We start from the raw sequence: 14465 nt of genomic DNA on the forward strand, positions 1-14465 counted from the left end.
AAAGATGGAAGAGATACAGTTAGAACTCGAGGCAGCAAAGGAACAAATGCAAAAAGCTCTGGATCATACAGCAAATGAACTCCTTAAAATCAGGGCAGGTAAAGCCATGCCGAATTTGGTGGACGGAATAATGGTAAATTACTACGGTGCTCCTACACCAATACAGCAAGTGGCTTCCGTCAACACCCCTGATGCCAGGACATTGGCCATCAAGCCTTGGGAGAAAAACCTCATCGGCGAAATCGAAAAGGCCATTATCAATTCTGACCTGGGCCTCGCCCCCCAAAACAATGGTGAAATCGTCATCCTGACCATCCCACCGCTTACCGAAGAACGCAGAAAGGATTTGGCAAAGCACGTCAAAAACGAATGCGAAAACGGTAAAATAAGCGTTCGGAATGCACGAAAAGAAACCAATGATGCGTTAAAGAAACTCCAAAAAGAAGGCGTTTCGGAAGATGATGTCAAAAGAGCTGAAGACAAAGTCCAAAAATTAACGGACGATTTCTCCGCCAAAATCGATGCCCTATTCGACAAAAAAGAAGCGGAAATCATGAAGGTCTAAAGCTTCGTCTTTTAACTTAACATAACAAAAAGCCCGAACATGTTCGGGCTTTTTTTTGCCATAATCCGAATGCGAAACATTGTCATCGGAAGGTATAAGAAGCATGTAATCTGGAACTATCAAGTTAAGGGATCCGGCAGCCCAGAACATAATCCCCGCATCACCAGCATCCTGTCCATTTACTCTCCAAAATCCACATTGATAAACGTCGCAATCCCCAACCGAACGCCACCACGAACATAGCCACCATTCTCAAAGCCCGCTCCCACTTCCACGCGGAAAACCCTAAACAGATTATCCAAAGAGTAACCCACCTCCCAATAATGTGGCGAATATTCGGTCTTTAGGTAATTGAGAAAAACGTTTTCCCGAACGCCCGAAAACCGTAACATGGGCAACTGCGTCAACAGAAACTTACGAAACTGGTAGTGGACGATACCACTGATATAATTGCCTTTGGTACTGAATCTGTAATAATCCAAAAACCGATAATTGCTCACCGTCCCCATATTGCTAAAAATGGTCCTATTACCACCAAAATGCGCATAATCCATAAAGTAAACCTGATCATCATTCAGAAATGTCCCGGCCCTTACATTAAAGTCCAAGTCCCCGCTGACCCCAAATTCAAAACTATGCTTCACCCCCACTTCCAATTGGTCAAAATCGGCACTCCCGTCGCCAAGTCCCACATTGGCAATACCTTTATGGTACCTCAAAGTCACCTGGGGAGCAGTATTGCCCAAAGGATATTTCGTGCCATTGCGAACATAATACTTTAGCCCTGGCCGCCAGCTAAATGCTGCGTCAAGCAGTAAGGACTCGTTGGACAGAAACGCGCCATCCCCTGCTTCGACATTATCTGGCATATTGGAGGAGTAATCCCTTCCAGGCTTATTGTAAAAACTATAATTTGACTGATTGGTCAACACCCCCCGGTCGGCATAGGTCAGGGACAATTTATAGGAAAATGCATCTTTGGGACGATGGTCCATAAAGAGTCTTACAAACTGCTGATCGTACAATTTCATATAATTTCTCCTCAACAGTAATGAATATGCCGCATTGACCAATTCATTGATAGGCTTATCACCATTAAATTGATAAATGTATTTTCCTGCTGACAGGCCATACAGAAACCTGGCCCGTTCTTGTTTCCAGGACTTCTGGAAGTCCAAGGTCCCGTACCACTGCTTACTTGAAAACCCATAGCGCACCTCAGGACTGATCTTCCAAGAACTTATTCGGCTGGACGCACTGTCCACTCGGGACACTTGATAATTCCCTCCCAAACCAAATTTGAATCCTTCAACGGTATTAAAGGACAGCTTGGTGAAATTGGCATCAAAACCAGCGGTTCTACCACCCCCGAAGTGATACATTCCTCCACCTAAAATATCCAGGGGATTAAAAGGCTTTTTGGCCTTCTCTGCAATGGAGTCCACCTCACTCTTTTTTGCGGCCTCCACCATGGCGAGGCTGTCATCACGGTGATAGCCTTGGATTTCTTTTTCAGTAAGCTTTACCGGCCGGATGCTATCCCAATATGACTTCGTACGCTCGTGTGCAAGGGAGTCCACCTCATGATTTCGCACCACCGCTACCTCGGCATTTTTTCGTTGCTTTTCCTGCTCTTTTTCATACTGGTTGATCATTTTACGAAAATCCTTACGGGACATTTGATCGGCTTCAATGATTTGCTCTTGGGCGGGGGCCTTCCGCTCAAAAGCCTCCACTGTTTCATCCAGAATCTCTGTCTCTGCCACCAAGTCAGGATTAAGGGTGATTTGATAATCACGCGTAGAAGCGAGGTATTTATAGTGACCTTTAAATCCAAAAAAACTCCCTCCAAAGGTATAAACATGCGTCAGAGGCATCCACACCTTTTCTTCTACTGGTGCATACTGCTGGGTTACTCCTACATCAAAGCCCATAATGGAGGTTTTCAGCTCGAGGCTATGAATCGCCCACAGATCTTCGATAATATAAATATGCCCTTCAAAAACCTGTTCCCCACGGGAACGGGGAGTCACCCGGATTTTATTAACCAATACACCATGTTCAAAAAAAGTACCTTCGTGCTTAAATCGATAATATGAAAAGGCATACCTGCTGAGTGGTGATACCACGTCATTGATCTTGTCCTGATAAAAAGATGCCCCAATGTACGGAGCCGGATCCGTCTGGTTGCTTTCGCCAGATGAACGAATACTGATGACCTTTTCGCTGAGCTCATTCGGCTGCTTAAACGTAATCTCGGAAACAGACTCGGAAGTATAGGCCTCATTCAGGGAAATGCCCTCTTCCTTTAGTTTTTTCTTCAGAAAAAAAGGAGCACTTGTCAGTTCGCCAGTTCCTTTGATATACACCTTCATCGTATATTCAGCCACTTGAAGGCGATGGAATTTTGCCTTGGCAATGGCCTTGCGCATCACGGTCAGCGCAGGATCTTCAGCTCCCCCTTTTACCTCCACTTCCTCCATAGCATAGGTCTGGGAGACCAACGTTACATCCACCTGAATCCAGTCATTCTTGATTTCAACGGTTTGCTGCTGGGTTTCGTAGCCAAGATGCCTTACTATAATGTCATAATGCCCAGGAGCCAAAGGGTATTCAAATGCCCCGTTCTGGTTGGTTGGGATCCCATCATTCAAGTTTCGGACGAATACCGATGCATACGGGATCGGCGTACCATCTTCCCCCAGCACCTTCCCGCGAATACCCTGTCCAAAAGCCGACATCACCAATCCCAGCCAAATCCCCATGAAAACAAACCATCTAACTTGTGAAAAACGCTTCATAATATCCCATAAAAACGTCAACAAATTAACCATTTAAACTCAAAACTCATCGGAAACGCCCTATCTCTTGACATACTTTAACACTTTAAAAGTGGCAAGCAGCCAGCGCAAAAGTTGGAGACTGACGGAACGCTGATAACGCAGATGATTATGCTTTGCGCTAGTTTTTCTCTTAAACTGGAAAAGCCAAGTAGGGATCATGCGGAAAAGCTAGGTCAAGCAAATAAGCTAGGGGATTTTGCTCCATGAGGCTGCCTTGGAAGTATAAAGTACAAGGTACGAAGTACGATGACAAAAAAAGTTGTATCTAGTATGTGGTACAGTATTAAGCGGGGCAATTCCCCCTTTTAGGGGGTTAGGGGGTATATAGAAGTATTTGGTAGCTGGTATTTAGTATTGGAAAATAGTATTTGGCAGGTATTAAAGAAGCCTTCATGAAAGTTGGATGTTGGTTTGGACTGCCCCAGCAGTATATTGGTAACCATGGGTTACTGCCCATGGTAAAATAGTAAAGCGAAGTGTTTATCGTTTTAGCAGCCATGACCATTCCAGTCATCACAAATTCCCGCTAAACCCCATTTGAAGAAATAGTGACAGCAGTAAATTTCAAAAAATCCAAATAGAAATTCCTTGCCCCCGGAAATATTGCTTGATCCCAAAAGATTGATATACTGATCAAATAGGGAAAAAAATCAAGCATAAAAAAAAGCTTCCTAGGAAGCCTCCAAATAAAGAACGGACAGCTATGAGCTGCCAATTCTTTCCTTTTATTTAAACCTTACGCGTTAAATATACCTTGGCATTTGACAAAATCAAAATTTTATCAAATGTAAATCTCCATATGTCCTTTGCCTTCCTCATCCCCTCCCAAGCCATTCGCCAAAAGCAATTCCCAACAATCAGTAGAACCAACTAAAAGTAATGGAATATTATTTGTTAAAATAACACTTTTAACAAATATTAACACAACAATCGGTTTCGATTATTTCCGCGAAATCATTCCGCACCTTCCATTAAAAATTTAATAATAAAGTTCTATTATTTATAAAAAATACATATTGGAAAAGAAATAAAACGAAAAATATAGTTTTGTTTTTCTCCTTATATTGAATCATTTTAGTAGAAGCAATAAATCATTTAATAACCCTTTTAACATTAACCCACATGACTCAAACTTTACGCAAGTTAAGGGTCCTCATGCTGTGCCTATTTTTTTCTGTCAGTTGGCAGATGGCCGCATTTGGGCAAGAAAAAGAAGTGACTGGTAATGTCATTTCCTCCGAAGACAAACAGCCCCTACCCGGTGTGTCTGTTTTGGTACAAGGCACCACCAAGGGCGCAATCACCGACCTGGATGGTAATTTTAGCATCAACCTCAATGAAGGCGAAAACGTACTTACCTTTTCGTTCATCGGGTTTGAGACCAAAAATGTAGCTGTCGGAAATCAAACCGAAATCTCAGTTACTCTGTCCCCTGACATGCAAGCCCTCGAAGAGGTCGTGGTAGTAGGGTACGGTGAACAAAAGAAAGAGACGGTTACCGGTGCTGTGGCCGCAGTAAAAGGAACGGAACTGGCCAAATCCCCGGCCACAAACATCTCCAACTCTATCGCTGGCCGTATGCCGGGAGTAGTAGCGGTAAACCGCAGTGGTGAGCCTGGCTATGACGGTTCCGGAATCCGTATTCGTGGCTCCAACACCCTTGGCAACAACGACGCCTTGATCGTTATCGACGGCATCCCGGCCAGGGCAGGCGGTTTCGAGCGGCTGAACCCTAACGACATCGAAAGCATCTCTGTACTAAAAGATGCTTCTGCGGCCATTTATGGTTCCAGGGCAGCAAATGGCGTAATTTTGGTCACCACCAAACGGGGACGGTCCGGCAAGCCTGAACTGTCCTATCAATTTAACCAAGGGTGGGGACAGCCCACCGTCATACCGGATCTGGCCAATGCCGCACAATATGCTGAAATGCTAAACGACCTGAGTGTTTATGAACTTCCAGTGAACGAGTGGGAAGCGGCACACCAAGCCTACAACAACACAGGCGTATATACCCGACCAAACGGACAAGAAAGGGCCGCTCCCTACACCCCTGAGGACATTGCGGCTTATCAGGCAGGTAACGACCCTTGGAATTACCCCAATACCGATTGGTATGATGCCACCCTAAAGGAGTGGTCTCCACAAGTACGGCATAATCTCCAACTCGTGGGTGGCAGTGAGAACGTAAAATACCTGGCCTCCCTTGGCTATCAAAACCAAGATGCTTACTACAAAAACTCCGCCACTGGCTACAAACAGTACGACCTGAGGATTAACCTTGACGCCAAGATCAACGATTTTATCAGTCTGAAAATTGGCGTTTTGGGAAGGGAAGAATTCCGGTTTTTCCCCACCAGAGGTGCTGGTGCCATCTTCCGTATGCAAATGCGCGGGAAGCCCAACCAACCGGCCTTCTGGCCAAACGGACTGCCAGGACCGGACATCGAAAACGGTGAAAACCCCGTGGTCATCACCACCAATGCTACCGGATATGATCGAGACAAAAGAGATTACTTCCAATCCAATGGTGAGCTGACCATCAAAATCCCAGGGGTAGAAGGCCTGAAATTTGTCGGTACCGCTGCGGTGGATAAACTCTCAAGAGACCTTAAAAGGTGGGAAACCCCTTGGACCCTCTATGAACGTGGAACGGGCTTTGAAGAAGATGGGGTAACTCCTGTCCTCGTACCCAGCCAAAGGGGGCCTGCTGATCCAAGGCTGAGACAAGAACATTTCAACCAATTGAACATCCTTCTGGGCGGTGTTCTTTCTTACGAAAAGACGTTCAATGAAGCCCATAAATTGAATATTCTCGCCGGTACCAACCGCGAGACCGAAGAAGGCGATAATTTCAATGCCTTCAGAAGGTACTACATCTCTACGGCCATTGATCAGCTTTTTGCCGGCGGGGAACTGGAAAAAGACAACGGCGGTGGTGCCTATGAGCGCGCAAGGCTGAATTATTTCGGAAGGGTAGCCTATAATTACAAGGAAAAATACCTCGCCGAATTCCTGTGGAGATATGATGCTTCCTACATCTTCCCTGAGGACACGCGATTCGGCTTCTTTCCCGGCATCATGCTGGGCTGGGTAGCCTCTGAAGAGGATTTCTTTAAACAAGCCATTCCGGGACTGGAATTCTTCAAGATCCGTGGTAGCTGGGGGCAGATGGGGAATGACCAAGTCTATTTTGATTCCAACGGTGATGGAACCCAGACCCTTCAGGAATACCAATTCTTGGGCACTTATGGATTTGACAGCTATATCATTGATGGTACCGAAACCAAAACCCTTTATGAAACAAGGGTACCAAATACTTCCATTACCTGGGAGATCGCCAATAACGCCAACATCGGAATAGAAGGTCAGTTGCTGGATGGAAAGATCTTCTTCGAGTTTGATTATTTCTATAACAAACGAACCAACATCCTTTGGAGAAAAAATGCTTCTGTACCGCAAACCACCGGCATCAGCTTACCTGCCGAGAACATCGGCGAAGTGGCCAACTCCGGCTTCGATGCCTTGATGGGCTACCGCGGCAGGACCAACGGCGGCTTTAACTACAGCGTCAGTGTAAACGGTGGCTATGCCAAAAACAAAATCCTTTTCTGGGATGAACCGCCAGGGGCTGAAGAATGGCAAAAATCAACGGGCAAGCCCATGAATACGTTCTTGGTGTACCAATACGATGGTGTATTCCCGGACCAGGAATCTATCGACAACGAAGAACTGGATTACTCTGCCATCACCAACGAACTCCGTCCTGGGGACATGAAATATGTCGATTATGATGGCGATGGACTCATCACACCTGATGACCGTGTGCGAATGGACCAAAACAACATCCCGTTGTTCCAAGGCGGCATGAACATCACGGCTTCTTATAAAAACTTTGACCTGTCCATCCTCCTACAAGGAGCTTTTGGTGCTCGACAGTACGTTAGCGCGGGTGAATCAGGAAACATCGGAAACTACCTACTGGACATTTATGAAAACAGATGGACAGTGGACAATCCAAGCAGCGAACACCCAAGGATCGCCAATAGAAGTGACCAATATTACTCCAATGGCAATACCTATTGGTTTAGACAAGCCGATTACATCCGATTGAAAAACTTTGAGATCGGATACACCCTTCCATTGGAAGTCGGAGAAAAAGTGGGCATCAAAAACCTACGGATTTTTGCCAATGGCCTGAACTTGTTCAACATCATGAACAAACTGGAAGTAATGGATCCTGAATCATCCAACTCCACTGGCCAATATTATCCGCAGGCAAGAGTAATCAACACAGGACTATCGGTGACCTTTTAATTCCTAAACTGACATGAAAATGAACAAATTCAAAAATATAACCTATCTGTGCCTCATCGCAGTCAGCTTATGGATATTTTCCAGTTGTAATGCTGATTTTGTCAATACCAGCCCACTGGATGAGGTATCAGAAGAAGATGTATGGTCGGATCCGGCACTGGCCGAAGCAGCGGTCACAGGCACCTATGTAGGCTTGGGCCAAGGCGGCTTTGACGAACAAATGCTCGCCTCACTTACCGATGAAGCCATCTTTACCCACCCGGGCAGAGACATCACGGTCATTACGGAATCCAGGTCAAACCCTGCTGCCCCTGGATGGATCAACAACACCCTCGAATGGGGCAATATGTATAGTTATATCCGCGCCTGTAATGTGGCCATCGAGAATCTAACGGATCCATTGCTGACAGATCAGGATTTGGTGGACCGCCTCATGGGGGAAGCCAAGTTTATGCGGGCCTATTACAGCCATCAGCTTTTGCGCTATTACGGTGGTTTCCCGATTGTGGACAGGGCTTATGAGTTGGGCGAAGAATCCTACGAAATCCCCCGGAATACCTGGGAGGAGTGTATCAACTTCATCGTAGGTGACCTTGACGAAGCAGCCACATTGCTGGAAGGAAAATCCATGGATTCTGGCAGAGCAAGCAGAATGGCTGCCTTGGCCCTCAAATCCAGGGTACTGCTTTATGCAGCCAGTGACCTCCACGATATCCCTACGGCTTCCAGTCAATCCAGCTTGATTTCCGGTTATGCCAATCCCGAATACTTGGGCTACACTTCCGGCGATCGCATGTCCAGATGGCAACGGGCAAAAGATGCCGCCAAAGCGGTCTTGGACAATGACGAAGGCAACTTGCTTAACCTTTCGGGGCCCGTTTCCCATGAAGAAGGCATTCAGAACTACATGAACAACTCTCTTTCCAAAAATGGCGGAGAAGAAGAACTGATCTTTGCTCGGTATTTCATCAATGCCAAACAGGAAAACGGGGGACGTCAAGGGCTCTTCAACGGCCCCAACGGCTATAACAACTGGGCCGGGAATACGCCCATCCAGCACTTTGTGGATGACTATGAAATGATGGACGGCACCGAGTTTGACTGGGACAATCCGGAACATGCAGAAGCGCCTTACGAAAACCGGGATGCCCGTTTCTACGCTTCCTTGCTCTATGATGGTGCCCAATGGAAGCCAAGATCTTCTGCCAATCAGCCTAAAGACCCGTTAGGACAAATCCAAACGGGCCAATACGAAATCATACAGAACGGATCGGTAGAAACCCACTTTGGCCTGGATACTCGAAATAGTTCTATTGAGGACTGGAATGGATCATATACGGGGTATTATTTTCGCAAATTTATTGACCCCGATCCTTCCATCGTGGACCAAAACACTTGGCAAGAGATCCCGTGGCCTTTCTTACGCTACACGGAAGCCGTGCTGAATTACGTAGAAGCCTGCATCGAGCTGGGGCAGGAAGAAGAGGCCCGCACTTGGCTAAACAGGATCCGGTACCGGGTGGGCATGCCTGCCATCAACGACTCCGGGGAGGCTTTGCGGGAGCGCTATAGAAATGAACGTCGTATCGAAATGGCATACGAAGAACAGCGCTACCATGACTGTCGCCGCTGGATGATCCCGGAAGAGACGCTGGGCAGAAAAGCCAATGGCATCAATATTGTCGGAGAATTTAAACCCGGCGAAAGCTTGGAACTCTACCGCTATGATCCTGAGATCTACGATTATTCCTATGAGGTCACACCTATTGACCCAGGAAAGGAAAACCGGCAATGGCTGGATAAAATGTACTACTTGCCGATTCACCAAAACGAGATGAATAGAAACGCCCAACTCGTCCAAAATCCTGGATACACCGAATAAACCCTAACCTATTGTTTTTTGAACTTAAAAAAGAATCTGTACCATCACTTTAGATGGTATAGATTCTTTTTATATTTAAACCCCAAACCCAACAATACCTGTATGCTAAAATTTTACTCCAAATTGGCCTGTATTGGCTTGCTCTGCAGCTTGCTCATAAATTGTAGTCAGCCAGAAGAAAGTTCAGCTCCGGAAAAACCGTCATTATTTACCCTTCTACCCTCTTCTAAAACAAATGTCTCCTTTGAAAACAAGCTTACCGAAGGGCTGAACACCAATGTCCTGATGTACGAATATTTTTACAATGGCGGCGGCGTGGCCATTGGCGATATAAATGGCGACGGGCTGGACGATATCTACTTTTCGGGCAATATGATTCCCAACAAACTTTACCTGAACAAGGGCCAAATGACATTTGAGGACATCACTGCTAGTTCCGGCACGGCAGGACGCAACGGCCCCTGGAAAACAGGTGTGACCATGGCGGATGTCAATGGTGACGGCAGACTGGACATCTATGTCTGTTATTCGGGCAACCTAAGACCTGAAAAAAGAAAAAACGAACTTTATATCAATGAGGGCAATAACGAAAACGGCCTTCCAACATTTTCAGAACAAGCAACAATGTACGGCATAGCCAGTACCTCTACCAGCACCCAAGGGATATTTCTTGACTATGATAAAGATGGAGACCTGGACCTATTTCTCCTAAACCACAACCACAAATCTCTTCCGATACTGGATGAAGCCAGTACCACTGCCATCCTAAAGGAAAAAGACCCGGCTGGATCACAGCTATTCAGGAATGATGATGGCAAATTTACAGAAGTAACTGAAGCCGCAGGGATCCAAAATTCAGCCCTCTCTTATGGGCTCGGCGCTGGAGCTGCGGACATCAATGGTGACGGATGGACGGACCTGTACATTTGCAATGACTATACCGCTCCGGATTACCTGTACATCAACAACCAAGATGGCACTTTCATCGACCGGATCGGTAGCAGTATGGGACACACTTCACACTTTTCTATGGGGAACGATGTCGCAGATGTAAACAATGACGGGCTTCCTGACCTCTTTACGCTCGACATGCTTCCTGAAGACAACAAACGTCAAAAACTGCTCATGGCACCTGACAATTATGAGAAGTTTGACTTTAAAGTGGACATGGGCTTTCATCATCAATATATGCGAAATATGCTCCAGGTCAATAATGGCAACAGCACTTTCAGTGAAATCGGTCAGCTATCGGGGATTTCCAATACCGACTGGAGCTGGTCGGCCCAATTTGCAGACTTTGACAACGATGGATGGAAGGACCTGTACATCACCAACGGCTACTTACGTGATTACACCAATATGGACTTCCTGAAGTTTATGGGGGACTATGTCCAAAACAATGACGGAAACATCCGGCGCCAAAATGTACTGGATCTGGTCAAGCAAATTCCCTCATCCAACCTCCACAATTATATGTTCAAAAACAACGGAGACCTTACCTTTGACAAGGTGAGCAAAAGCTGGGGGCTGGATTATTCTTCCAATAGCAACGGTGCCGCATATGCAGATCTCGACAATGACGGAGATCTAGACCTGGTAGTAAACAATATCAACTTGGACGCCTTCATTTTTGAAAATAACGCAGACAAGCAACTCGACCATAACTTCCTGAAAATCGAACTAAAAGGTGAAAAAGGCAATAAGTACGGTCTGGGCACTCAAATAACGCTTTATGACAACCACCAAACGATGTATCAAGAGCAAATGCCTTCCCGTGGTTATCAATCTAGCGTCTCCCCAGTCCTCCACTTCGGATTGGGCAAGGACGATTTTATCGATTCTATCCAAGTCAAATGGCTCAGTGGAAAAACCCAAACGGCCCGTAACGTGGAAGCCAACCAACTGGTAACCTTCCTAGAGGCCGAAGCAGTAGATGATTCCCCCAACCGCCATGCCCCGACTCCACTCTTTACAGAGACAAGCTCGCCGTTTGAGATCCAATTCTCCCAAAACCAGTTGAATGATTTCAAAAGACAGCCATTGATCGTCAATCCACTTTCATTCGAAAGTCCTTCCCTGGCCAAAGCAGATGTCAATGGTGATGGCCTGGAGGATATTTTTGTAGGCACGGGGTCAGGTGACATCTCAAAGCTGTTTATTCAACAAATAAACGGGCAATTTATCCCCCAAGGAATAGATGAATTTGCCCTAGACAAAGGCAGTGAAGACAGCTACGCTGCTTTTGCGGATGTCAATGGTGATGGATTCACAGACCTATACGTGTGTAGCGGTGGCTATGGCAATTTTATGCCTACTGATCCTAAACTCCAAGATCGCCTTTACATAAACGACGGGAAGGGCAATTTCAAGAAACAACCTGCTGCGCTGCCCAAAATGCTCACCAGCACCAGTTGCGCTGCCTTTCTAGATGTCAATGGTGATAAAGCACTGGATATTTTTGTGGGAGGAAGGACGGTGCCCGGCAGGTATCCTGAAAAGCCCCGCAGTTATATCTTAGTCAATGATGGCCAAGGAAACTTTACCGACCAAACCAACGATGTGGCGCCTGCATTGGTCCATCCGGGCATGATCACGGACGCAGCAATGGCGGACCTGGACGGAGATGGCAAACCTGAACTCCTTACGGTGGGAGAGTGGATGCCGGTTCAGGTATTCACCGTTGGTCAAGGAAAAATGGTAGAAGTCTCTGACCAGTATTTTGACAAGCAATACCGCGGATGGTGGAATACCATTCATATCGATGACTTCAATGGTGACCAAAAACCCGATCTCATCGTAGGAAACCAAGGAACCAACACACAAATCCATGCCAATGACGATGAACCTGCCAGTCTCATTTATAAGGATTTTGACCAAAATGGTTCCCTAGACCCCATTTTGTGCTGTTATATCCTAGGAGAAAATTATCCTTATGTCACCCGGGACGAATTACTGGATCAAATGGCGAAAATGCGTACACGCTTTCCCGATTATAAAAGTTATGCAAGTGCTAAAATAAAAGACATTTTCACTGACGAGGAGCTTGAGAACAGTAAAAAACTTACCGCAAACCACTTAACGACAGCCCTCTTCCTAAGCAGCGGGGCGAAAAAATTCTCCATGGCCAATTTGCCTATCCAGGCTCAAAACAGCCCTATCATGGCCATCGCCAGTCAAGACATGGACAACGACGGGAACAAAGACATACTCCTCTGCGGCAACATCGAAAACGCAAGGTTGCGCTTTGGAAAATATGATGCCAATTATGGCCTCTTGCTTAAAGGCGATGGAAAAGGTAATTTTATAAGCCTTTCACAGGCCCACGCGGGATTCTCCCTAAAAGGTGACGTAAGAAGCATCATTTCACTTAAAGAGAAGTGGATCTTTGGAATCAATCAAGTAGGAATCGTCACCTACTCCAAAACGGACAACACCAATTAACCCCTGATCATGATGAAAGCAATCCGTTATTTTCTTGCTTTAATAGCGCTCTTTAGTGCCGCAATAAGCTGCAATACTGACAAAAAAAACATACCTGAACTGCCCGCGAAGTATATTGGTGAGGTCACACAGGAGATGACCGAGCTGATGATTCATGATGTCACCAATCCTCCTTTGGCGGCCAGGTTCTTTTCGTATGCCTGCATCACAGGCTATGAGATTGTGTCTCAAAACGACAGTTCACTGGCTGGTTTACACGGCATCATCAATCAGTATCCGAACATCAAAAAACCGGACACTTTTCCTGCCCAGTCCTACCAGCTCAGTGCCGTACTGGGTATGATCCAGACGGCTAAAACCATCCAACCTTCAGGAACAGAACTACAAACTTTCGAAGATGCTTTACTGGATAGCTGTAGGAAGATGGGCTTTTCAGAAGAGACAATTCACCAGTCCTTGGCCTACGGCAAAGCCATGACCAAAGCAATCTTAAACTATGCCAAAACTGATGGCTACACCCTTATCAGCAACTACCCACGCTATACCCCACTGGGCACGCCGGGAAGTTGGTACCCGACTCCTCCTGGGTACTTTGCACCTGTAGAGCCTTATTTTGATACTGTCAGACCTTTTTTCCTGGATTCTGCCGCACAGTTCAAACCACTTGCGCCCGTAGCCTTTTCGGAAGCAAAGGATTCTGAGTTCTACAAAATCACCAAAGAGGTATATGATGTGGAAATGTCCGAAACAAACAAGGAAATTGCTGCTTTCTGGGATTGTAATCCCTTTGCCTTACAGGACAATGGCCACCTTATGGTCGGCATGAAAAAAATATCTCCAGGCGCCCATTGGATGGGAATCACCAACATCGCCTGCCAAAAAGCGGAACTCTCCTTTACGGAATCCATGAAAATCCAAACGATAATAGCCACTACCTTGATGGATGGATTTATCGCATGTTGGGATGAAAAATACCGTAGTAACCGCATCCGACCTGAAACGGCCATAAGAAAATACATCGACCCCACGTGGACTCCATTTCTGCAAACGCCGCCGTTTCCGGAGTACCTCAGTGGTCACTCGACCATCTCCACCGCTGCAGCAGCCATCTTGACGCATTATTTTGGAGACAATTTCAGCTATTCGGACACAGTCGAAGAAAGGTATGGACTTCAAGCCCGAAACTACACCTCTTTCAATCAAGCAGCCAATGAAGCGGCTATATCAAGGCTATATGGTGGAATACATTTTATGGATGCCATCACACGTGGACAGAAACAAGGGAGAGAAGTAGGTGCCTGGATCATCGAAAAGCTACCGCAAAGCGATCTCGGCGTGGCTCAGGCAACAAAAACAAAAAATTGATAATGGCAGGCGCTTCTATATGCGGCACCTAAATGGAGGAAGTAATTCAGTA

6 protein-coding genes are annotated in these 14465 nt (G+C 46.2%); 5 read left to right on the forward strand and 1 reads right to left on the reverse strand.

Annotated features, from left to right (window positions below; genetic code table 11):
- Nucleotides 1-4: 4 nt before the first annotated feature.
- Nucleotides 5-565, forward strand: a complete 561-nt coding sequence (gene frr, locus FDP09_RS01330; RefSeq protein WP_137400934.1) for a ribosome recycling factor — start codon at nucleotides 5-7, stop codon at nucleotides 563-565.
- Nucleotides 566-744: 179 nt separating this feature from the next.
- Here the strand turns inward: frr and FDP09_RS01335 are convergent, their stop codons facing one another.
- The gene (locus FDP09_RS01335) at nucleotides 745-3366 is read right to left on the reverse strand and encodes a DUF5686 and carboxypeptidase regulatory-like domain-containing protein (RefSeq protein ID WP_137400935.1); all 2622 of its coding nucleotides are present in this window, start codon (nucleotides 3364-3366) and stop codon (nucleotides 745-747) included.
- 1164 nt (nucleotides 3367-4530) lie between these two features.
- Between FDP09_RS01335 and FDP09_RS01340 the strand changes: the two genes are divergently transcribed.
- The 4 genes from FDP09_RS01340 to FDP09_RS01355 all read left to right on the forward strand — a co-directional run bounded on the left by FDP09_RS01340 (nucleotide 4531) and on the right by FDP09_RS01355 (nucleotide 14413).
- Nucleotides 4531-7725 carry a SusC/RagA family TonB-linked outer membrane protein gene (locus tag FDP09_RS01340; RefSeq protein WP_137400936.1) on the forward strand — a complete coding sequence of 1065 codons (3195 nt, stop codon included), beginning with the start codon at nucleotides 4531-4533 and terminating at the stop codon, nucleotides 7723-7725.
- A gap of 19 nt (nucleotides 7726-7744) precedes the next feature.
- Entirely contained in the window at nucleotides 7745-9607 is a 1863-nt protein-coding gene (locus FDP09_RS01345; RefSeq protein ID WP_137400937.1) for a RagB/SusD family nutrient uptake outer membrane protein, read from the forward strand.
- Nucleotides 9608-9709: 102 nt separating this feature from the next.
- Nucleotides 9710-13048: a VCBS repeat-containing protein gene (locus tag FDP09_RS01350; RefSeq protein WP_137400938.1), complete on the forward strand. Its 3339-nt coding sequence runs from the start codon at nucleotides 9710-9712 to the stop codon at nucleotides 13046-13048.
- A 9-nt stretch (nucleotides 13049-13057) separates the two neighbouring features.
- On the forward strand, nucleotides 13058-14413 hold the full coding sequence (locus tag FDP09_RS01355; RefSeq protein ID WP_308420975.1) for a vanadium-dependent haloperoxidase: 1356 nt from the start codon (nucleotides 13058-13060) through the stop codon (nucleotides 14411-14413).
- Nucleotides 14414-14465: the final 52 nt, after the last annotated feature.

Origin of the sequence: Echinicola rosea, assembly GCF_005281475.1 — a bacterium.
In the GTDB taxonomy this organism is placed as follows: domain Bacteria; phylum Bacteroidota; class Bacteroidia; order Cytophagales; family Cyclobacteriaceae; genus Echinicola; species Echinicola rosea.